This window comes from Petrotoga sp. DB-2, from assembly GCF_054051725.1.
Map to the genome: position 1 here is coordinate 23,211 of NZ_JBSVZD010000010.1, position 22,002 is coordinate 45,212.

General features: G+C 34.8%; 23 protein-coding genes and 1 pseudogene. 20 read left to right on the forward strand and 4 right to left on the reverse strand.

Features of this window, described 5'->3' with window-relative positions; translation table 11 throughout:
• Positions 1-63 precede the first annotated feature (63 nt).
• The 4 genes from ACW9JY_RS05010 (at position 64) to ACW9JY_RS05025 (ending at position 4,523) form a co-directional block, all read left to right on the forward strand.
• Complete coding sequence (locus tag ACW9JY_RS05010) at positions 64-1,761, forward strand: FAD-dependent oxidoreductase (RefSeq protein ID WP_457283599.1); 1,698 nt, start codon at positions 64-66, stop codon at positions 1,759-1,761.
• 97 nt (positions 1,762-1,858) lie between these two features.
• Positions 1,859-2,647 carry an ABC transporter permease gene (locus ACW9JY_RS05015; RefSeq protein ID WP_103077470.1) on the forward strand — a complete coding sequence of 263 codons (789 nt, stop codon included), beginning with the start codon at positions 1,859-1,861 and terminating at the stop codon, positions 2,645-2,647.
• A gap of 38 nt (positions 2,648-2,685) precedes the next feature.
• Positions 2,686-3,732, forward strand: coding sequence for a taurine ABC transporter substrate-binding protein (locus tag ACW9JY_RS05020; RefSeq protein ID WP_457283600.1), 1,047 nt, complete (start codon positions 2,686-2,688; stop codon positions 3,730-3,732).
• 38 nt (positions 3,733-3,770) lie between these two features.
• Positions 3,771-4,523: an ABC transporter ATP-binding protein gene (locus ACW9JY_RS05025; protein ID WP_457283618.1), complete on the forward strand. Its 753-nt coding sequence runs from the start codon at positions 3,771-3,773 to the stop codon at positions 4,521-4,523.
• A gap of 5 nt (positions 4,524-4,528) precedes the next feature.
• Here ACW9JY_RS05025 and ACW9JY_RS05030 read toward each other — a convergent pair whose 3' ends face one another.
• From ACW9JY_RS05030 to ACW9JY_RS05040, 3 genes are read right to left on the reverse strand one after another with little or no spacing between them, the layout of a single operon-like run.
• Positions 4,529-4,885: a chorismate mutase gene (locus ACW9JY_RS05030; RefSeq protein ID WP_103077472.1), complete on the reverse strand. Its 357-nt coding sequence runs from the start codon at positions 4,883-4,885 to the stop codon at positions 4,529-4,531.
• A gap of 39 nt (positions 4,886-4,924) precedes the next feature.
• Positions 4,925-7,024: a translation initiation factor IF-2 gene (infB, locus tag ACW9JY_RS05035; protein WP_103078036.1), complete on the reverse strand. Its 2,100-nt coding sequence runs from the start codon at positions 7,022-7,024 to the stop codon at positions 4,925-4,927.
• Positions 7,025-7,040: 16 nt separating this feature from the next.
• The gene (locus tag ACW9JY_RS05040) at positions 7,041-7,403 is read right to left on the reverse strand and encodes a L7Ae/L30e/S12e/Gadd45 family ribosomal protein (protein ID WP_245857138.1); all 363 of its coding nucleotides are present in this window, start codon (positions 7,401-7,403) and stop codon (positions 7,041-7,043) included.
• Positions 7,404-7,574: 171 nt separating this feature from the next.
• Here ACW9JY_RS05040 and ACW9JY_RS05045 point away from each other — a divergent pair, with 171 nt between their 5' ends.
• The 6 genes from ACW9JY_RS05045 (at position 7,575) to ACW9JY_RS05070 (ending at position 11,669) form a co-directional block, all read left to right on the forward strand.
• The gene (locus ACW9JY_RS05045; RefSeq protein ID WP_103078038.1) at positions 7,575-8,723 is read left to right on the forward strand and encodes a pyridoxal-phosphate-dependent aminotransferase family protein; all 1,149 of its coding nucleotides are present in this window, start codon (positions 7,575-7,577) and stop codon (positions 8,721-8,723) included.
• Between the two features lie 5 nt (positions 8,724-8,728).
• A complete protein-coding gene (locus ACW9JY_RS05050) occupies positions 8,729-9,661 on the forward strand; it encodes a D-2-hydroxyacid dehydrogenase (protein WP_103078039.1) in 933 nt (310 codons plus the stop codon).
• Positions 9,662-9,798: 137 nt separating this feature from the next.
• Positions 9,799-9,981 carry a ferredoxin gene (locus ACW9JY_RS05055; protein WP_103065168.1) on the forward strand — a complete coding sequence of 61 codons (183 nt, stop codon included), beginning with the start codon at positions 9,799-9,801 and terminating at the stop codon, positions 9,979-9,981.
• 174 nt (positions 9,982-10,155) lie between these two features.
• Positions 10,156-10,977, forward strand: a complete 822-nt coding sequence (minD, locus tag ACW9JY_RS05060; protein ID WP_457283601.1) for a septum site-determining protein MinD — start codon at positions 10,156-10,158, stop codon at positions 10,975-10,977.
• A 6-nt stretch (positions 10,978-10,983) separates the two neighbouring features.
• Positions 10,984-11,250, forward strand: a complete 267-nt coding sequence (locus ACW9JY_RS05065) for a hypothetical protein (protein WP_457283602.1) — start codon at positions 10,984-10,986, stop codon at positions 11,248-11,250.
• A gap of 20 nt (positions 11,251-11,270) precedes the next feature.
• Complete coding sequence (locus ACW9JY_RS05070; protein ID WP_457283603.1) at positions 11,271-11,669, forward strand: secondary thiamine-phosphate synthase enzyme YjbQ; 399 nt, start codon at positions 11,271-11,273, stop codon at positions 11,667-11,669.
• Positions 11,670-11,991: 322 nt separating this feature from the next.
• On the opposite strand, the gene ACW9JY_RS05075 is transcribed toward ACW9JY_RS05070, so the two are convergent.
• The gene (locus ACW9JY_RS05075) at positions 11,992-13,140 is read right to left on the reverse strand and encodes an RNA-guided endonuclease TnpB family protein (protein WP_103897973.1); all 1,149 of its coding nucleotides are present in this window, start codon (positions 13,138-13,140) and stop codon (positions 11,992-11,994) included.
• Positions 13,141-13,231: 91 nt separating this feature from the next.
• On the opposite strand from ACW9JY_RS05075, the gene ACW9JY_RS05080 reads away from it, so the two are divergent.
• The 10 genes and pseudogenes from ACW9JY_RS05080 to ACW9JY_RS05125 all read left to right on the forward strand — a co-directional run.
• Positions 13,232-13,792: an ABC transporter ATP-binding protein gene (locus ACW9JY_RS05080; RefSeq protein WP_012208115.1), complete on the forward strand. Its 561-nt coding sequence runs from the start codon at positions 13,232-13,234 to the stop codon at positions 13,790-13,792.
• Positions 13,793-13,796: 4 nt separating this feature from the next.
• Positions 13,797-13,943 (forward strand): hypothetical protein, encoded by a 147-nt coding sequence (locus ACW9JY_RS05085; protein WP_155811035.1) that lies wholly within the window; start codon positions 13,797-13,799, stop codon positions 13,941-13,943.
• Between the two features lie 451 nt (positions 13,944-14,394).
• Entirely contained in the window at positions 14,395-15,525 is a 1,131-nt protein-coding gene (locus tag ACW9JY_RS05090; RefSeq protein ID WP_103897974.1) for an ABC transporter substrate-binding protein, read from the forward strand.
• A 74-nt stretch (positions 15,526-15,599) separates the two neighbouring features.
• On the forward strand, positions 15,600-16,514 hold the full coding sequence (locus ACW9JY_RS05095; RefSeq protein ID WP_103897975.1) for a branched-chain amino acid ABC transporter permease: 915 nt from the start codon (positions 15,600-15,602) through the stop codon (positions 16,512-16,514).
• 2 nt (positions 16,515-16,516) lie between these two features.
• The gene (locus tag ACW9JY_RS05100) at positions 16,517-17,590 is read left to right on the forward strand and encodes a branched-chain amino acid ABC transporter permease (protein WP_103897976.1); all 1,074 of its coding nucleotides are present in this window, start codon (positions 16,517-16,519) and stop codon (positions 17,588-17,590) included.
• Positions 17,591-17,617: 27 nt separating this feature from the next.
• Positions 17,618-18,415, forward strand: coding sequence for an ABC transporter ATP-binding protein (locus tag ACW9JY_RS05105; RefSeq protein WP_103077483.1), 798 nt, complete (start codon positions 17,618-17,620; stop codon positions 18,413-18,415).
• Positions 18,412-19,146, forward strand: a complete 735-nt coding sequence (locus ACW9JY_RS05110; RefSeq protein ID WP_103077484.1) for an ABC transporter ATP-binding protein — start codon at positions 18,412-18,414, stop codon at positions 19,144-19,146. Before ACW9JY_RS05105 ends, ACW9JY_RS05110 begins: the two co-directional genes overlap by 4 nt.
• A gap of 126 nt (positions 19,147-19,272) precedes the next feature.
• Positions 19,273-19,905 carry a hypothetical protein gene (locus ACW9JY_RS05115; protein WP_457283604.1) on the forward strand — a complete coding sequence of 211 codons (633 nt, stop codon included), beginning with the start codon at positions 19,273-19,275 and terminating at the stop codon, positions 19,903-19,905.
• Between the two features lie 266 nt (positions 19,906-20,171).
• The gene (locus ACW9JY_RS05120) at positions 20,172-20,480 is read left to right on the forward strand and encodes a (2Fe-2S)-binding protein (protein ID WP_103077486.1); all 309 of its coding nucleotides are present in this window, start codon (positions 20,172-20,174) and stop codon (positions 20,478-20,480) included.
• Positions 20,473-21,828 (forward strand): annotated as a pseudogene (locus ACW9JY_RS05125) (FAD-dependent oxidoreductase); the annotation flags it as partial. The gene ACW9JY_RS05120 and the pseudogene ACW9JY_RS05125, both read left to right, overlap by 8 nt.
• Positions 21,829-22,002: the final 174 nt, after the last annotated feature.

Genomic DNA, 22,002 nt, shown 5'->3' on the forward strand with positions numbered 1-22,002 from the left:
AAAAAACATAAGATCCATTGCTACTATAACATTTATTTTGTCAAACTAAAGGAGGACTTTAAAATGGGTAAACGAATACTTATAGTTGGAGGAGTTGCAGGAGGTGCCTCAGTAGCCGCAAGAGCAAGAAGGCTAGATGAATCTGCTGAAATAATAATGTTTGAGAGGGGACCTCATGTTTCTTTTTCCAATTGTGCCTTACCATTTCACTTAAGTGGTATGGTAGAAAATAGTGATGATTTGGTTTTGATGACACCAGAGCAATTTAAAAAACAGTATAACATTGAAGCAAGGGTTAACAGTGAAGTTATTAAAATTATAAGGGATCAAAAGAAAGTCGTTGTTAGAAATACGCAAACGGGAGAAGAATACGAAGAACATTATGACAAATTGGTTCTTTCTCCAGGCGCCAAACCTGTTCTTCCAAAAAGTATTGAAGGAATAGACAGAGCAAATGTATTTACAGTCAGAAACGTGGTAGATATAGTTAAAATTAAAGACTACATAGAAAAAAATAATATAAAAGATGTCGCAGTAGTTGGAGGAGGTTATATTGGAATTGAAGTTGCAGAAAACCTTAAATTAGCGGGTTACAACGTTCATTTGATAGAAGCTTTAGACCAAGTGATGCAACCTTTTGACTACGATATGGTTCAGATCTTACATAAAGAGTTATACGATAACGGTGTAAACCTTATTTTAAGTGATTCTGTAACTAAAATCTTTGATGATTATGTAGAATTAAAATCTGGTAAAAAAGTAAATGCTAGAGCTGTTATAATGGCTGTAGGAGTATCCCCTGAAACATCTTTAGCAAAAGAGGCCGGTTTGGAAATAGGTGAAACAGGTGGGATTAAAGTAGATCATAACTACCGAACAAGCGATGATGATATTTATGCTGTCGGAGATGCCATAGAAACTTATTGTGCTTTATCGTGTAAACCCTTAAGACTACCTCTTGCTGGTCCTGCTCAAAGGCAAGCAAGGGCTGCAGCAGATCACATTTATAATATTCCTCATATAAATAAAGGTACGATTGGATCATCGACTGTGAAAGTTTTTAATTTAAATGCGGCTGCCACAGGGCTCAATGAAAAAAAAGCTAAAGCCAATGGTATTCCTTACGACTTTGTTTATATCATTCCTCAGGATAAAGTTGGCTTAATGCCGAATAGTTATCAGCTACATTTAAAGTTGATATACGAAGTTCCTACGGGAAGAATACTGGGAGCACAAGCGATTAGCAAAGGTGATGCTGTTAAACGAATCGATGTGATAGCCACACTAATTCGTATGAATGGGACATTAGAAGACTTAAAAGAATTAGAACTATGTTATGCACCTCTGTTTTCCACTCCAAAAGATCCAGTTAATCATGCTGCACTAGTTGGTTTAAATCTATTACATGGTAGATTCAGACAAGTCCCTGTGACTAAAGTTAGAGAACTTGTGGAAAATGGTGCTTTCATCATCGACTGTCGTGAAAAAGATGAATACGAAAAAGGACATCTCAAAACCGCCGTTAATATACCGTTGAGTGAACTCAGGGATAGACTAAATGAAATACCTAAAGATCGCCCCGTTTATGTTCATTGCCGTTCTTCTCAAAGAAGTTATAATGCGGTTATGGCCCTTCAAGGAAGAGGTTTCAATAATGTCTTTAATATTTCTGGTTCATTCTTGGGTATATGTTATTATGAATATTATTTAGACCAAATCACTGGTAGAGAAAAGATAGTTACCGCTTATAACTTTGATTGATTTATGTTTAGATCAAAAGTATGATATATTTTATAGGCCATCAAGATAATTGATGGCCTTTTATCTAAAATCTTTCTAAAGAGAAGGAATTGTTTGTATGAATAATAATGAATCAAACAAAAAAAACAATCACATTTTATTAACAGTATTTACGTGGTTAACGATATTTTTAACCTGGTATATTGTTACAAAACTAGAAATATTCACTCCAACTTTGCTACCTTCACCCGAAAGAGTCTGGTCAGCATTTTTAAGTTTAGCCAGAGATGGATACAACAATATTCCCTTATGGGTGCATATAGGAACAAGTTTCAAAAGATTGTTCGTTTCTTTAGCCTTTGCTATAATATTTGCTTTACCTATAGGACTTCTAAGTGGTTATTTTAAAAAAGTGGAAGCAATCATAGATTCTATCGTGGAATTTTATAGGCCCTTACCACCTTTAGCTTATTACACGATTCTTATTTTATGGTTTGGTATAGGAGATTTATCAAAAGAAGTTTTACTTTTTTTAGCCGCCTTTGCTCCTATATACATAGCGTGTGTTTCCGCTGTGAGAGGAATAAACCAAGATTATATATTGAGTGCAAGATCCTTGGGAGCAGATCAAATGAATGTGTTTTTTAAAATTGTGTTACCTGCATGTCTACCAGAAATATTTACTGGGATTAGAACTTCTTTTGGTGTTGCATACACAACTCTTGTTTCTTCTGAAATGGTTGCAGCTACATCGGGTATCGGCTGGATGGTAATTGACGCTTCTAACTATTTAAAAAGCGATGTTATATTCGTAGGTATTTTTATAATGGGAATCAGTGGTGTTTTGATAGATTACGGATTACGATCTTTAGAAAGAAAATTAATTTTCTGGAAAGGTAAGGTTTAAAAGCTGGTTTCTTCTTTAGAGGAGGTGTTATGGTATATATGAAAAGTAAATTAATGAAATCTTTACTATTTTTTGCTTTAATTACAATGATAACTCTTATTTTTACAAGTTGTGATAAAAGTCAGCAAGAGTTACCCAAAGAGATTAACATTGGAATTTTAAGGGTACCTAACGATGAAACAATTGCTATTGAACAAGGGCTATTTGATAAATACTTTTCTGATAAAGGTATCCAATGTAATTTTATAGTTTTTGATTCTGGAGTAGAGGCCAATCAAGCTTTTGCCTCAGGAAGTATAGATTTTGCTACTATGGGGAACATAAATTCTATCATTGCTTTTGTTAGAAACCTTGATGTAGAGTTAATTTGGATACACGAAGTCTTAGGTGATATAGAGGCTTTGGTCGTTAGAGAGAACGATGAAATAAACAGTATAAACGATCTTGTTGGTAAAAAGATAGCAACTCCTTTTGCTTCCACTAGTCATTATATTTTATTGAATATTCTCAAAGAAGCTGGAATAGAAGAAAAAGTTCAACTGCTAGATATGAAAACAACCGAGATAGTTGCTGCCTGGTCAAGAGGCGATATAGACGCTGCCTATACTTGGCAACCTTCTTTAGGTGAACTTATAGAAAATGGTGGAAGAGTTTTAATTTCCAGTGAGGATATGTTAGAAAGGGGCTATATTACAGCAAATGTTGCTTTAGTAAGTAAAAACTTTTCAGAAAAGTACCCTGATTTAGTTGTATCTTTTATAGACTGTTTGGCTGAAGCAAACGACATATTTTTAAATGATCCAGAACGTGCCGCTGAGATAGTTTCAAGAAATTTAGGAATATCTCCTGAAACTGCTTTAATCCAAATGCAAGGTTCAATTTGGCTCACAAGAGAAGAAATGATCAATCAAAAATATATGGGGACAAGTGAAAAACCTGGTAATTTTGTAAGAGTTATGAAAGATACATCGGATTTTTTAAAAGTTCAGGGTTTTATCGAAAATTCACCAAGCTTAGAAGAATTTAGCGAATATATTAATCCTTATTACATTGAAAAATCCTTGGAAAAGGATGATGAAAGATAGATAATCTTTATAAAGAAGCTTTGATAAAAATTGAAAATATGAGTGTTAATTACGAAACAAAAACCGGTTTAATAGAAGCATTAAAAGGAGTTAATTTAGAATTAAAAAAAGGTGAATTTCTTTGTATTTTAGGGCCTTCTGGTTGCGGAAAAAGTACTTTGTTAAGGGTAATAGCAGGTTTCATACCATTAACCTCTGGAAAATGTTTGATGCATGAAACCCCTATAGAGAAACCAGACTGGCATAGAGGGGTCGTATTTCAATCTCCCACCTTATATCCATGGTTGACTGTTAAAGGGAACATAGAGTTTGGACCAAAAAGTAGGGGTGTACCAAAAGATAAAATCGAAGAAATTTCAAAATTTTTTATTCAAGAAGTTGATCTTACAGGTTTTGAAGAAAAATATCCTTTCGAGCTTTCCGGAGGTATGAAACAGCGAGTAGCTCTTGCAAGAGTGTTAGCAAATTATCCTGAAGTTATCTTAATGGATGAACCTTTCGGATCTTTAGACGCATTTACTAGAAGCAACATGCAAAATTTGATTCGAAATATTTGGTTAGAAAATAAGTGTAGTATATTTTTCATAACCCATGACGTAGACGAAGCTTTAATGCTAGGTACAAAAGTTTTAGTTATGTCTCCCAGGCCTGGAAAAATAATAAAAGAATTCACCTTAGATTTTACTAACAAGTTGCTAACTCAAAAAGCAAAATATATACTTCATTCAGACGAATATTTCAATACAAAAAGCGAAATTTTAGATTTAATAAATTCTCAAAGTGAAATATAAAAAGATTATTCTTTTTTTGTTCTTAAATTTTTTGCCTCATGTAAGTATACAAAATTTTGGGTGCTGCTTTCACAAATAATCAGCACCCTTATTATTTTTTTTCGAGAATCGTTAAATGAAGCTTCTTCTAAACTCATAAAAGGAACGTTATTCAGATCTAATTTCTCACGTAAAATGGTAGCAGGATTGAGACTTTTGATGTCAGGTGTTACAGAAAATATCACCGATATTATACGTGATATATCATTTTTATTCATTATTTCATTCCATAGCTCTATAACATTTTCAGTTACTTTCATTGGATGGTCTTCGGTTAAAGAAGTTGCTCCCCTAATTCCAACTACCTTATATTCAGAACCCATATTATCATATCCCCCATTTACTTTTATCAAAACACCTAATTATTTAGTTTTTTGTTCCAAATCCAATTCTCGTTTAACAAATACATGTTTATAAAATTCTAATTCATCACCTTTAGTGAAATCTTCGAAATTTTCAAATTGAATTCCACATTCTTTAGGTGCTTCAATGGATTTAACTTCATCTTTATAATGTTTCAAACTCTTAATTTTCACATCGGCAACTAAACCACCATTTCTATAGATTCTAACTCCACCATCCCTTTGAACGTAACCTTCATTTACTTGAACACCAGCAATTTTTCCTACACCTTTTATCTTGAACTCTTCTTTAATTACACCATTTCCAGTAAGCTCTTCCTTTTGAATAGGCTCTAACATACCTTCTAAAGCTTTCTTGATATCATCAATCAAGTCAAATATAATATTATACCTTCTAACTTCTATTCCTTCAGCTTCTGCCATCTTTAATGCCTTTGAATCAGCTTTTACTCTAAAACCCAGAACAATCGCATCTGAAGCGGAAGCTAACATTATATCGCTTGTGCTTACAGGCCCTATCCCGGCATGTATAATTTCTATATTTATTTCTGGATTTTCGAACTTTTGAATAGCATTCTTTAAAGCCTCTATTTCTCCATAAGTACTAGCTTTTAATAAAATATTTAATTTCTTTTTTTCTTCCTCTTCCATTTTTTGCATAATATCTTCAAGCCTCATGTGTCTTTTAGCTGGACCTTTACTTTTTTCTTCTTCTTTTTCTTTGATTTTTTCTGCTAATGCTCGAGCTTCTTCTTTTGAATCAACCACATACATAATAGAATGTGTGTTCGGAACGTCGTTAAAACCTAAAACTTGTACAGGAGTGGAAGGAACGGCTCTTTTTAAACTTTCTCCTCTGTCATTTATCATTCTTCTGACCCTACCATAAGTAGAACCTGAAATAAAGTCATCTCCAACTTTCAATATCCCATCTTTAACTATAACCGTTCCCAAAGGCCCCATAGCCTTATCAACCCGACTTTCTATTATCACTGCTCTAGCCTTTCCTTCAGGGATACATCTTATCTCCTGCATTTCAGCTACTAGAATTATCATTTCCAATAACTCATCGATTCCTTTACCTGTTTTTGCAGAAATTGGAATAGTTATAGTATTTCCACCCCAATCTTCTGGAATAAGATTGAGTTTAGATACCATCTGTTGTTTTGTTAATTCAATGTTGGCATTAGGTTTGTCAATTTTATTTATCGCCACTATTATAGGAACGTTGGCACTTTTTGCATGATTATAAGCCTCTATTGTTTGAGGCATCACCCCATCATCTGCCGCAATGATAAGAACAACTATATCCGTAACTTGAGCTCCTCTGGCTCTCATTTCTGTAAATGCTTCATGACCAGGGGTATCGATAAAAGTAATCTTTTGATCGTTATACTCTATCTGGTAAGCACCTATAGATTGAGTAATACCGCCTTCTTCTTTATCAGCAACATGGGTATTTCTAATTTTATCTAATAGAGTCGTTTTCCCATGATCAACGTGTCCCATAATAGTGACAACCGGTGGACGTGGAGCCAATTTGTCTTTCTCTTTTTCATAAATATCGTTCCACTTTTTGGCAAGAATAACTTCTACATCTTCTTCTTTCTCTTCTGCTTCCTCTTTTTCGATTTCAAAATTCAAAATAACGTTATAACTCATACTAATATCTTCTGCCATGGTTTTATCTAGTTTCTGACCTGGCCTCAATACTATGCCTTTCATAAACATATCTTTTATAATATCGTTTTGTTCTAATTCGAGGCGTTTCGCTAAAATATCAAGCGTTATTTCTTGCGTAGTTATAGTGACTTCTCTTACGGGCTTTTCTTCGACAGGTTCTTCTTCTAATTTTTCCTTGACTTTTATTTTTTCTGGAGTCTTTTTCTTTTCTTTTGGCGGTTCTTTTTGCTTTTTTACTTCCTTTTTAGCTTGCCTTTCTTCCTCAATAAGATCCTTAATAGCTTGCACCGTTTCCTCTTCTATAGTGCTCATATGACTTTTGACAGAGATATTTAATTCCTTTTCCAAAAATTCCATTAATTCTTTAGAGTTCATTCCTAACTCCTTCGCGACTTCGTATATTCGGGTCTTCGACACTTATAAACCACCTCCATTATTGGAACGTCTTCAATATTCCTTCGATAATATTTTCATCTGTAATTCCGACGACGCTTATATTTTGTTTACCAAGAGCCTTAGCTAAAATTGACTTTGGGGAGTTCAATTCTATATAAGGTACATCGAAAATTTCACAATGTTTGATTACATCTAATTTCACTCTTGAACCAGTATCCCTTGGAATAAGTATTACTTTCTTCTTCTGAAATGAACGAATATAATTCCTCAACCCTTGTTTACCATAAACTATCTTATTGGCTTTAGCAGCAAACCCCATATAGCTCAAGATCTTTTGTTCCCTTAAGGAATACTCATTCCCCATGTTGTTTTCTGATCCCCTTTTTCGTGCAACCTTCATTCCTTTTTTATTATAACATTTTATTGCTGTGATTCAAAATATTTTTTCATTACATTTTAAGAAAATACCTTAAAAACTCAAAAAAGGATAAAAAAGATCCATATTGATATTTAAAAAGTATGGTAAAATTACTATAAGAAAACTTTCACAATTCTTAGAGGAGGGATATACGTGGCAAAGTTAATAAGAAAGAACTATCTCATGGCTCCAGGGCCAACCCCTGTTCCAATCGATCTTTTATTGGAAGGTGCAAAGGATACCATCCATCATAGGACACCACAATATTTGGATATTCAAAACAAAGCTTTAGAAAATCTCAAATATCTCTTTCAAACGAAGAATAACGTATACACCTTAGCTGCGTCCGGAACAGGAGCAATGGAAGCCGCAGTTGCTAACCTCGTTTCACCTGGAGATACGGCTATTGCCGTAAATGGGGGAAAATTTGGAGAAAGATGGTGCGAATTATGTAAAGCTTACGGCGCTAATTTAGTAGAAATCGATATCGAATGGGGAAAATATGTTCGAGTAGAACAAATCAAAAAAGAACTAGAAAAACATCCAGAAACAAGAGCTGTTTTCACTACCTTAAGCGAAACTTCTACAGGGGTTGTACATCCCATCAAAGAAATAGCTGAGATTGTAAAAGAAACCAATGCAGTTTTAGTTGTTGATGCTATTTCTGGAATGCTGGCCGAACCTTTAAAAATGGATGAATGGAACATTGATGTTGTAGTTTCTGGAGTTCAAAAAGGATTTATGATGCCTCCTGGCGTAGCAATGATAGCTTTAAGTGAGAAAGCAATGGAGATTGTTGAAAATTCTAACAGCCATAGATATTACTTTGACTTAAGAGCATATAAAAAGAGCTTCCCAGATTCCCCTTACACTCCTCCTGTTAACCTCGTTTACCAATTATTAAAATCAACTGACATGCTAAAAGAAGAAACAATTGAAAACGTTTGGGAAAGACACAGAATCTTAGCTGAAGCAACAAGGGCTGCTACAAAAGCTATGAACTTAGAACTTTTTGCAGAAAGACCCGGAAACGTCCTTACTGCAATAAAAGTACCACAGAATGTTGACGGTAAAGGTATAGTTAAATTTTTGAGAGATGAATGGGGAGTAACCTTTGCTGGTGGTCAGTCACAGCTAAAAGGAAAAATAATAAGAATTGCCCACCTTGGTTACATGTCAAAATTTGATGTTATTGTTGCGGTAAGTGCCTTGGAAATGGCTTTTAACAAATTTGGTTTTGAGATTGAACTAGGTAAAGGTGTAAAAGCTGCTGAAGAAGTTTTTATGAAAGAGGGGGTTTAAAAAAGATGAAAATTCATATAAATGACCCTTTAGATGAGAATGCTTTAAAAAAATTACAAAAAGAATTACCTAATGTAGAAATCACATCGGAACATTTTGAAAAAGATGTTCTTAAAGATAAGATTAAAGAAATTGACGTATTGATTGTAAGAAGTGCAACTAAGGTGACGAGAGAAATATTAGAACATGCAGATAAGTTAAAGATCATAGGTAGAGCGGGTATGGGATTAGATAATATAGATGTTGACACGGCTAAATCGAAAGGTATAACGGTCTTAAATACGCCGGGCCAAAATTCTTTATCCGTTGCAGAACTGGTTATAGGAATGGTTTTAGATATTTATCGACATATTACAATAGGAACGATCGGTCTAAAAAATGAACAATGGGAGAAAAAACAACTAAAAGGATTGGAGTTGTCCGAAAAGACCTTCGGTATAATCGGCTTTGGCTATGTAGGAAAAAATTTGGCAAAATTACTAAAAGGTTTCCAAACCAATACTCTGGTGTTTGATGTTGTTAATATAAGTACTGATGAGCTAAAGCATTATAACGTTAGACAGGTATCTTTAGAAGAATTACTCCAAAATTCTGATGTTATTTCTTTACATATTCCAAAAAACGAAAAAACTTATCATTTTATAAGTGAACCCCAAATCCAAATGATGAAAGATGGTGCAGTAATAATTAATGCTGCAAGAGGAGGTGTCCTCGACGAGAATGCTGTGCTGAAATATCTGAAAAATGGTAAGCTCCTTGGAGTAGGATTGGACGTTTTCGAAGAAGAACCTCCAAAGGGTGATCTCTACAAGGAACTTTTTGCTTTACCAAACGTTGTAGCCACACCCCATATAGGTGCTTCCACAAAAGAAGCCCAAGAACGAGTTGGAATAAATATAGTAGACAGAGTGGTAGAAGAAATTAGGAAACTGAACTAACTCAATGTAGTTATATTTTCTTAAATCAATTTTTAAATTTAATTGTGTAGATTTATGGTATAATCAAATGGTTTTAATTAGTAGTATATGTAACAGATAGAAAAAGAACTTTTTAAAAACTATTTGGAGGTGTAGCTATGAAGATAGTTATTGACAAAGAAGCTTGTATAGGAGACGCTATATGTGAAAGTTTATGCCCAGACGTATTCCAAATGGGAGATGACGGAAAGGCCGAAGTTATTGATGAACAAAGTGACGCACCATGTGTGCAAGATGCCATAGATGCTTGTCCAACTGAAGCCATAAGTATCGAAGAATAAACAGGCAACAAAAATAGTTTTTAAATTAATCGGGGATTTTTCCCCGATTTTTTATTTTTTAATCAATTTGTAGTATAATCTGTTTAGCCCTTAGAATATCTTAACTTTTTTAACTTATAAAAACTTCTATCTTATAATTAATAATGGGCAAAGTTTTCTAGTGGAGGGGTAGAGATGGAAAATGCAAAGGTGTTTGTTATTACCTCCGGAAAAGGAGGAGTTGGTAAAACTACTATCGTAGCTAATTTGGGGGCCACTTTAGCAAAAAAAGGTTACAATGTTTGCCTTATAGATGCAGATATTGGATTAAAAAATCTGGATTTGATTTTGGGTTTGGAAAACAGAGTAGTTTACACTATTATGGACGTTGTAAGTGGTAACAAAACCGTTATGGAAGCACTCGTAAAACACAAACAATTAAAAAATCTCTCTCTTCTGGCTTCTTCTCAAATCGCCAATAAAGATTTAATGTCTCCTCAAGATATGAACAATATAGTCTCTAAACTTTCCAAACATTTCCATTATATTATTATTGATTCTCCCGCCGGAATAGAAAGAGGATTCCAAAATGCTGTTTCATCTGCACAACACGCTATTGTTGTTACTACACCAGACCTGACTGCTATAAGCGACGCGGATAGAGTCGTAGGGTTGCTTGAAAATCAAGGTTATACAGACGACCACATTTCACTAATTGTAAATCGATTAAAATTGAGACTTGTTAGAAGAAACGAAATGCTTTCCGCTGATGATATTAAAGAAGCGTTAGCATTGAATTTAATTGGAATCATACCTGATAGTGAGGAAATTTTACTTTCTTCCAACGAAGGAGCTCCAATATCAACAAACCAAGAAGCTAAACTTTATTCGGTTTTCAATAATATAAGCGATAGAATCTTAGGAAAAGATGTGCCGTTAGAAAAAGATTTGATAGATGTTGACCATGCCCCTCAAGGATTTATAGAATTCATCAAAAGAATATTCAGAAGAGGGTGAAGGTAAATGTGGCCTTTCAAAAGTAAAAAGAATAAAAGTCGGGAAACCGCAATAAAAAGAATGAACTCTTTCTTAAGCACCTCCGATCGAAAAAATGGACCTAAGAGTCAAATGAGATTTGAAAACGTCAAACAAGAAGAGTTGGATTTCGTGATAAACTATATAAAAGATTATGCTGTTAAACATTTGGCAGTAAAAAAAGAAGATGTGAAAGTACACGTCTCCAAAGAAGGCAACTCTATCACCATTGTTGCTAATATAATTTACCAATAACAAAAAAGGAGTTGAAGATTATGACATACACTTATTCTTTAAAAACACATAATAGAGAAGAAATGATCGACATAACCAGCTATATTCAAGAGAGTGTCGAAAATTCAAAAATAGAAGAAGGTATTTTGATCGTATATGTCCCCCATACAACCGCCGCTGTAACAATCAACGAAAACGCAGATCCGTCTGTAAGAAAAGACATCACCAATTTTCTAAAAAATAAAATTCCTAAAAGTAAAGAATATTCTCATCTCGAAGGCAATGCTGACTCACACATAAAATCAACGCTTGTTGGACCATCTTTGACCTTAATTATTGAAAATGGAAAGCTTTTATTGGGAACCTGGCAAGGAATTTATTTCTGTGAGTTCGATGGCCCAAGAAATAGAAATTTTATTGTAAAAATAATCGAAGGTTAAAAGATTGAAGTTAATAATTCTCTATTACAACAAAAATTGACCAGAAATAATCTGGTCAATTTTTTTATCTACTTGCCATTTGCTACGCGAATGAGGGTTTGAACGTTGTTTCAAAAGCATTACGAAAAAAGATTTTGCACAAATCGGCAAAATAGTTGCATTGTGAACTACTTATCTCTAAAGAGGTAAGCTTCCTAATTCAGCGACCGTTGCGAAACATCCTAGAATGAATCTAAGGGTGCTCGACTTACACAGTCTCCAAAGGCTTTACTTTCCCCAGTCCCTGGGGTAGAGTCAGTTTATACAGTGACTAGCTGTTTCCTTATCTGCCGTAAGGCAGTGTTGCAAATGCCTGTTTTAATCCAAACTGCCTAATGTTAACGGCAGCATTTATATCTCTATCATGTTTAGTTCCACATTCAGGACATACCCATTCTCTATCAGAAAGTTTTAAACCTGCGTTCTTATACCCACATACACTACAAGTTTTAGACGAAGGTTCGAACGTTCCTATCTCGATTACTTTCTTACCTAGTCTTTCTGCTTTGTATTTTAGGAACGTCTTGAATTTGTACCATCCTAAATCTGAGATACTTTTAGCTAAGTGGTGATTCTTTAACATGCCTCTTATGTTGAGAGTTTCTACAACAAAGACATCAGCTTGGTTCTCACTGATTTCTTTTGTTAGTTTATGTAGAAAATCCTCTCGTGTATTTTTTATTTTCTCATGTATTCTAGCAACTTCTAATTTTGCTTTGTCCCAATTCTTTGACCTTTGTTCTTTGCTTGAAAACTTTTTATATGCATGTTTTAGTTTTCTTTCGTATTTAGACAAAACTTTAGGAGCTTGATACTTTGTTCCATCGGATAGTACCACACAATCTTTCAATCCCATATCCATACCGATTGAGTTCTCATAGTCTATATCTCTTTCAGGGTAAGAACCTTCTACTTGGAATGTTATAGAGACAAAGTACTTACCTGTTGGAGTTTTAATGAAAGTACAATTTTTTATCTTTGCATTTGGATCTATTTTCCGATGGACTCTTACTTTGATACCTTCTTTAAACTTTGGCACGAATAGAATTCCATATTTATCGTTATTCTCATTTTCATATAACTGTATATGTTGAGGAACTCTAAAAGATTGTCTACTTGATTTCTTTTTAAATTTCGGGTATTTACTCTGTTTCTTGAAGAAACGTTTAAACCCACTTTCTAAATCTTTTATAGACTGTTGTAATGATTGAGAGTTGACATCATTCAACCATCGATACTTCTCTGTCTTTTTAAGAACCGTAAGCACTTTAGCCCACATATAATAATTAGTATACGTTTTAGTATTCTTATATGCCTTGTTAGCAAACTCTAAGAATAGGTTGTAAACAAATCGAGTATGTCCAAAATGTTGGCTAAATTTCTCAATTTGTTCGTTAGTTGGATATATACGAAACTTGTATGTTTTAAGCATATTCAATCACCTTAATTCGATAATTGTATGATATAATACAATTGTATCACATATACATATAATTAACAACATTTTTTGATTCAAATTCGTTTTGTGTTTGAAGCTAGCTATCATCTCTCCAATAAATTGGAGAGTGTTCTCGTTGGATTTTCACAAAATAGTAGAAAAGGGGATAGCCCTAGTTCCTGAAGGTAGACGTATTTTCCCTAATCTCACTGTTTTAGAAAACCTCCGATTAGGTTCGTATTCTCGCAAAGACTCTGAAAAAATAAACGAAGATTTCGATTGGGTACTTACACTTTTCCCGCGATTAAAGGAAAGACTTAAGCAACTTGGGGGTACACTCTCTGGAGGGGAACAACAAATGTTGGCGGTTGCAAGGGGGTTAATGTCAAGGCCAAAGGTTCTAATGCTCGACGAACCATCTCTGGGACTAGCTCCAATTCTAGTCAAAGAGGTTTTAGGAACTATAGAAAAAATAAGCCAACAGGGAGTAACTATATTGCTTATAGAGCAAAATGCTGTTGGTGCGTTAAAAATCGCTAATTATGGTTACGTCTTAGAAACTGGAAAAATTGTTCTTGAAGGTCCGGCAGAAGATCTCTTAGAAAACGATGAAGTTAGGAAAACTTATCTAGGAGTAACGGCTTAAAACCTTGAAACTATTTCATACTTTTCAAGATTTCGAAGAAAGATATCAACAGTACAAGGATTTTCAAGATTTCCAAGATTTCCAAAGATACCAAAACTACCAAAGATTCAACCAGCAAAGATACCAAGATTGTCCTTATTACGACGACTAATTTAAACCAAATACTTTAAAAAGAGGCCTAAAGGCCTCTTTTTTAGTGCGTATAGATAAAATCTAAGTGGTAAAAGTTCTTCGTGAGTAGAGGTAGCGGCAATCAGTAGTTGAAAGCAAAGAGTGTTCATTGGTGGTGTAGGAGAACGGTAGATAAATCAATTATCTACCTTCTGCCCAGTTTTTACATGTCATTTACCTCACAAATGAGAATATGGAAAGTACTTCTAAAACATTATAAATAAAACGTTTTGCACAAGACTGCAAAAAAAGTTGCATTATAAATTTATTTGTTGTATAATTAAGAAAATTACTGTTTAATTTCTTTTCTGTTAGAGAAATATATATTTTTATGAAATTTAGTTCACATAAGATAAAGACCATGAAAATTTTTTCTACATTATTTTTTAGTAAAATAACATCCACACATATTATATGAGGAGGGGAAAAACATGAGAAAAACTGTTGTTTTGGTGTTTTTGGTAGTTATTATGACCTTCACACTCTTTAGTCAAGAAGTTATCAAAATTGGTATGAACTTCGAACTAACCGGACCTGTCTCTGGGTATGGCCAAATGTCAAGAGATGGTGTATTGTTAGCCAACAAGTTGAAACCAACAGTCAACATTGGAGGTAAAGAAATCAAAGTTGAAGTCGTAGCTGTCGATAATAAATCGGACAAAGCAGAATCAGCCAACGCGATAAGAAGGCTTATAGATCACGAAAAGGTAGTAGCAGTCATTGGGCCTGCAACCAGTTCAGCAGCATTAGCTGCAGCTTCAATAGCAGAAGAAAGGCAAATACCAATGGTGGTCAACACCGCCACTAACCCTTTAGTTGCCCAAAACAAAAAGTATGTCTTCAGAACCTGTTTTGAGGATACCTTGCAAGGTGCTCTACTTGCAACATTTGCCTGGGAAGAACTTGGAGCTAAAAACGTCGCCATAATGGTCGATGTAGCTCAAGATTACGTCGTGGGACTTGCCAATTATTTTGAAAAAGCTTTTGAACAGTTTGGGGGAACCTATTTCACAGAATTTTATACAACCGGTGATCAAGATTTCACCGCTCAACTTACGGACGCGCTTTCAAAAAATCCAGATGCTATTTTTATGCCAGGGTACTACGCTGAAATAGCCTTAATCTGTAAACAAGCCAGGGATTTAGGTTTCACAGGTCCCATGTTCGCTGGAGATGGTGCGGACGCACCTGAACTAATACAAATTGGTGGAGAATACGTAGAAGGAGTATCTTATACAACTTACTTCCACGAGGATGCAGAGTTATCCCCTGCTACTAAACCTTTTGTAGAGGCTTATCAAAAAGAATACAACAGAAGAGCCGACGCATTTGGTGCTTTGGCGTATGATGCTTACATGGTAATAGTTAACGCTATTGAGTCTGCACAGTCTACAGATCCTGTAAAAATTAGAGAAGCTTTAGCAAAAACTAAAAACTTTCCTGGTGTCGCTGGTACAATTACGTATCCTCAAGGTTCTGGAAACCCTATAAAACCAGCGGTAATAAACATGGTTGAAAATGGACAATTTGTTTTCCGTACCGTTATAAGACCCAGCATGTGATTTTTAACAATATTAAAGCCATCTCACAAAATGAGATGGCTACACTTTCTTGGATCCAGAAAGGGGGCTCATAATTGACTATCCAAATGTTCTTTCAACATCTAGCAAACGCTATTTCTCTTGGAGGCATATACGCACTTATTGCAATAGGTTATACAATGGTTTATGGCATACTCAATTTAATAAACTTTGCTCATGGTGACATTTTTACTTTTAGCATGTATTTTGCTTTTTACGCAGTTACTCTCTTTTTATTTCCATGGTGGGCAGCTTTTATTTTTGCTATTGTTTTAACAACCCTACTAGGTGCTACAATCGAACGAGTCGCTTACAGACCCTTAAGAAAAGCAAATGCCCCCAAGATCTCAGGATTAATCACTGCAATTGGTGTATCATTCTTCTTACAAAACTTCGCTATAGTTGTTTTTGGTGGAAGAGCAAAATCATTCAATCCACAATTAGGAGTTTACCCAACACAGTTTGCACAAGTATTAAAATTTAGAGATGTAAGGATACCTTTATTAACCTTCATTATTATAGGTGCTTCTATTCTTGCACTCCTTATATTGATTTGGATAGTTTATAGAACAAAAGCCGGCATGGCTATGAGAGCGGTTTCTAAAGATGTTACTGCTGCCAAATTAATGGGCATAAACACCGACAGAACTGTTTCTCAAACCTTTATGTTAGGATCTGCTCTAGCAGCAGTGGGGGGTATTCTCTGGGCTATGAAATACCCTCAAATCTATCCTTATACCGGTATGATACCCGGTTTAAAGGCATTTATAGCTGCTGTTGTCGGAGGAATAGGAAGTATTCCAGGGGCTATGCTTGGAGGTTTTATTTTAGGGGTTGCAGAAATAATGATAGTCGCATTCTTGCCGGCTTTAGCAGGATATAGAGACGCTATTGCATATATTATCTTGATAATAATTCTTCTAGTAAAACCAAACGGGCTTCTCGGTGTTGAAATAGGGGAGAAGGTGTAAATATGGAAAAAACTCTAACTTTTAAGGCCAAATTCTTTTTGACTATTCTTTTTATCTTAGCAATCTTTTTATTACTGTTGACAGCAAATAACAAAGCGAGTGATTATTTAATTTTGATATTGAATTTGATGGCAATTAATATAATATTCGCCGTAAGTTTAACCTTTATTAACGGTATTACAGGCATTTTTTCATTAGGGCATGTTGGATTCATCGCAATTGGGGCATATGTATCGTCCATTTTAACACTTTCTCCTGCTCAAAAAGAAATAAGTTTTTTGATAAAACCTTTAATATACCCTTTAAATGTTATCCAAATCCCTTTCTTACCTGCAATTATAATTGCGGGACTGGTAGCCGCAGCGTTTGGATATTTAGTTGCTGCCCCATCTCTTCGATTAATTGGAGATTATTTAGCCATCGCAACCCTCGGTTTAGGTGAAGTGGTTAGAATCGTTGCAAATAATACCTGGTCTATCACAAATGGGGCTTTAGGTTTAAAAAGCATTCCCCAATATTCTAACCTATGGTGGACTTGGGGATTTGCTTTAATAACTGTTATCTTCATTTCTAGTTTAGTTAAAAGTAGTTATGGAAGAGCTTTAAAGGCAATAAGAGAAGATCCGGTTGCTGCTAAATCTATGGGAATTAACGTCTTCTCACATCAAGTAGTTACTTTTGTAATTGGTTCTTTTTTTGCCGGAGTTGGTGGAGCATTATGGGCTCACTTAATCACTACCATTGATCCTAAATCTTTCATGTTTCAAAAAACCTTTGAAATATTAATAATGGTGGTCATCGGTGGGCTTGGGAGTATCAGTGGGGCTATCATAGGAGCCTCACTTTATACAGTAGGACTAGAGTTCCTTAGAGTTCTAGAAGAACCCATATCGATTGGCTCTATCTACATACCAGGTATCCCCGGAATGAGAATGGTGGTTTTATCTCTCATTCTCATAATTATAATGCTATTTTGGAGAAGAGGCATAATGGGAAAAAATGAAATAACATGGGATGGCATTTATAAACTGATAATGAAGGTAAAAAACAAAAATAGAATGAGAGAGGATGAATGACTTAGAAAAATCCCAAGGAGGCTTCCAATGAGTAATACAAACAATAACGAATATATCTTAGAATTTGAGAATGTAACCAAAAAATTTGGAGGTTTAATAGCTGTTAACAATTTCAATGGCTATTTAAAAAATGGAGAATTACTTGGTCTAATAGGTCCCAATGGAGCGGGGAAAACCACTCTTTTCAATTTGATCACCGGTATATACACTCCAGACATTGGAAAAATTTTATTTAAGAAACAAAAAATAAATTCTAAAAAACCTCACGAAATAACTCAGTTGGGAATTGCTAGAACTTTCCAAAATATTCGTTTGTTTAAAGATATGACAGTTCTAGAAAATGTTTTAGTCTCTCAACATTTGAAATTGAAGAGTTGGATTTGGCTTTTTAAAAGTGTTTTAAAAACTCCTGACGTTTTAAAAGTAGAAAAAGAAATGCAAAATGAAGCCTGGGATCTTCTAGAAGAAGTCGGATTGTCTATTTACGCTAATGACAAGGCAAACTCTCTTCCATATGGATTACAAAGAAAGTTAGAAATCGCAAGAGCACTTGCCACCGGAGCAAAACTACTTCTGTTAGACGAGCCCGCAGCAGGAATGAACCCTCATGAAACGAGTGAATTGATGGAGTTTATAAAACATATAAGACAGGAATATAAGTTATCTATTCTCATTATAGAACACGATATGAAAGTTATCATGGGAATTTGTGAGCGTATATATGTATTGGATTATGGGAAAAAAATCGCTGAAGGTAGTCCGGAGGAGATTCAAAAAGATCCTTTGGTAATAAAAGCCTATTTAGGTGAGGAGTTGGCAATATGAACGGTGAAAATTCAAACATAATTCTTAAAATATCAGATATGCACGTTCACTATGGTGGTATACATGCAGTAAAAGGGATAGATATGGAAATCAAAAAGAATGAAATCACAACCTTGATTGGATCAAATGGAGCCGGAAAAACTACAACCTTGAACGGGATAATGAATGTAGTTAAAAAAAGCGGTGGAACGGTGCTTTTTGATAATGTTGATATTACAAGCATAGAAACACATAAAATAGTAGAAAAGGGAGTAGTTCTAGTTCCTGAAGGTAGACGTATATTCCCTAATCTAACGGTTTTAGAAAACCTCCGATTGGGTTCGTATTCTCGCAAAGACTCTGAAAAAATAAACGAAGATTTCGATTGGGTACTTACACTTTTCCCACGATTAAAGGAAAGACTTAAACAACTTGGAGGCACACTATCTGGAGGAGAACAACAAATGTTGGCGGTTGCAAGAGGACTAATGTCAAGACCAAAGGTTCTAATGCTTGATGAACCTTCTCTTGGACTAGCTCCGATTCTAGTCAAAGAGGTTTTAGAAACTATAGAAAAAATATGTGAAGAGGGAGTAACCATATTGCTTGTAGAACAAAACGCCGTTGGTGCATTAAAAATCGCTCATTATGGTTATGTCTTAGAAACAGGCAAAATTGTTCTCGAAGGACCTGCAGAAGATCTCTTAGAAAACGATGAAGTTAGGAAAACTTATCTAGGAGTGACGGTTTAAAACTTTGAAACTACCACCATGTTTTTTTAAGTTTCTTCTAAGCTTCCATTAAGTGAACATTAAGCATATTGTTTTATTATTTTGATGTATCAAAAATATAAAACATTACTTAGTGGAGGTGTTAGTATGAAAAAAGTTTTTCTGTCTTTCTTTATAGGTATTCTTTTAGTCGGATCGTTATTTGCGCAAGTAGGACCAACTGGTGGGGCTCCAATGTCCCAGGTACAAAATCAGGATCCTGACAACCAGATGTTTCAAGTTCAAGAAAGATTGCAAGAAAGAGTATTATCTCAAGATGTTTCACCAGTATCCGTTACAGGAACTGTCAAAACCATAGTGGATGACGATGTCTCTTTAACCTTGAGTGTTGAAGTAGACTCTGAAATTTACTCAGTAAGAGTACCCAAGAATCTTTTGGATGATGTAAAAGCCGGCGAAAGTATTGAACTAACAGGATACAAGGTAGTAATAAACGACATCAAAAACTTTGTACCTTTAGAGATCAAATATCAAGATAGAACAGTGAATATGCAGAGATATATGGAAAATGTTCGATCTCAAAATTTTGAAGAAAGATATCAAGGAAATTTCCAACAAAACCAAGATTATCAAAGATATAGAGACTATCAAAATTATCAAGATTTCAAAAGATATCAACAGTATAAGGATTATCAAGACTACCAAGATTTTCAAAGATACCAAAACAACCAAAGGTTCAACCAAGAAAGATATCAAGATTGTCCTTATTACAACGACTAATTCAAAGTAAAGACGATGAGAAGAGGCCTAAAGGCCTCTTTTTTTTTTATAAAGAAATAATTAACTTTATAATATTTTTCAAAAATTGAAAAAAACTTCAATATTTGGCTTTAATCGTCCCTAATCATGAAATTTTTTTCATAATCGCCTATAATCGACTTTTTTTAAAAATGAAAATTGTGATTCAATTAATAGTAGAAGTATGGTACTTGTAGGGTAGGCTGCGGGGCGAAGGTAGCATATAATTTATTTAAGAAGGAGAAAAAATGAGAATACAAAATCACCCTATACTAAGTTTTAATAGAGGAAACCAAATAAAATTCTATTACAACGGTAAAGAATTGATAGGTTACGAAGGAGAGACCATTGCGGCAGCTTTGTATGCAAACGGCGTTTTTAAATTCAGTGAAAGTAAGAAATTACACAGGCCAAGGGGAATTTTTTGTGCTATTGGACATTGTTCCTCTTGTTTGATGACAGTTGATGGGGTTCCAAACGTAAGAACGTGCATAACTCCTCTAAAAGATGGAATGAGAATAGAATCAGAAAATATTGGAGTTGAGATAAATGAGTAAAATCCAAAACCTTGAATTATTGGTCGTAGGCGGGGGCCCTGCAGGACTTTCAGCTGCACTTGCTGCTGCTAATTATGGAATTAAAGTATCTTTATCAGAAGAAAGAGAATTTTTAGGTGGACAACTAATAAAACAAACCCATAGATTTTTCGGTTCAGAAAAGGAATACGCAGGCACAAGGGGAATAGATATACTCAAGAAGCTAATCGATGAAGTTAACAAGAATAACAACATAGAAGTGCTATTGTCTTCTAGGGTGTTGGGAATCTATGAAGATAACATTGTAACTATATTAAACGATCATAAAATGAAAAAATATTATCCTCAGAGTATTATTTTTGCAACGGGGGCATCAGAAAAATTTTTAGCTTTTGAGAATAACGACCTTCCTGGCATTTTTGGTGCCGGAGCAGTTCAGACTTTGATGAATGTTTATGGCGTATTACCAGCTACGAATGTCTTAATGATTGGTTCGGGTAATATTGGGTTGATAGTTTCTTACCAGTTACTACAAGCTGGTGTAAAAGTAGCTGCAATAGTTGAAGCAGCGCCAAAAATAGGTGGATACTCTGTTCATGCATCAAAACTCAGAAGGTTGGGCGTACCTATTTTAACATCCCATACCATAAAAAAAGCCATTGGAAAAGAAAAGGTTGAAGGAGCGGTAATATGTGAACTCGACAGCAATTGGAATGAAGTAAAAGGTACTGAGCAACTTATCAAATGCGATGCAATCTGTTTATCGGTAGGATTAACCCCGTTGGTTGACCTGTTAAAACAAAGGAAAGTGAAAACCACTTATGTTTCAGAACTGGGCGGCTACGTTCCCTTAAGAGATGAAAATATGGAAACGTCAATTAAAAATTTATTTGTCGCAGGGGATGTTTCAGGGATAGAAGAAGCAACAGCAGCTATGATTGAAGGCCAAATTGCCGGTTTATCCGTTGCCAAAAGAATCGGAAAAAACAGCAAAGACGAAATTGAAGAAAGAATAGAAGAGGCTAAAAATGAATTAGAATTGCTAAGATCTGGACCTGTAGGCAAGAAAATTAGGAAAGGATTATCTAAATTAGGTTTGAATCACGGGAAAAATTATAACGAAAAATTTTCAGAAGAAGCACTCGATATCTCTCATTTGATGAAAACTGGGGTACCTTCGGAAGAAAACTTAAAAAACAAGTTACCATCAGAAGAAAAGGTCTTTGACAAAGGTCCTATAGCCATATCAGAGTGCTTTCAAAGATTCCCTTGCGACCCCTGCGTAAAAAGCTGCCCTTTCAACGCCATATCTGAAAATGGTAACATCAACAACATTCCCTACGTTGACTTTGAAAAATGCACTGGATGTGGCATATGTGTTAGCAAATGTCCAGGACTGGCAATGCTTGTGATTCATAAAAATTTCAGTGAAACAACCTCGGTTGTAATCATGCCTTACGAATTTCTTCCAAGACCCCATAAAGGAGAAATTGTAAAGGTATTTGATAGAGAGGGAAAATACTTATGTGATGGCAAAGTAATA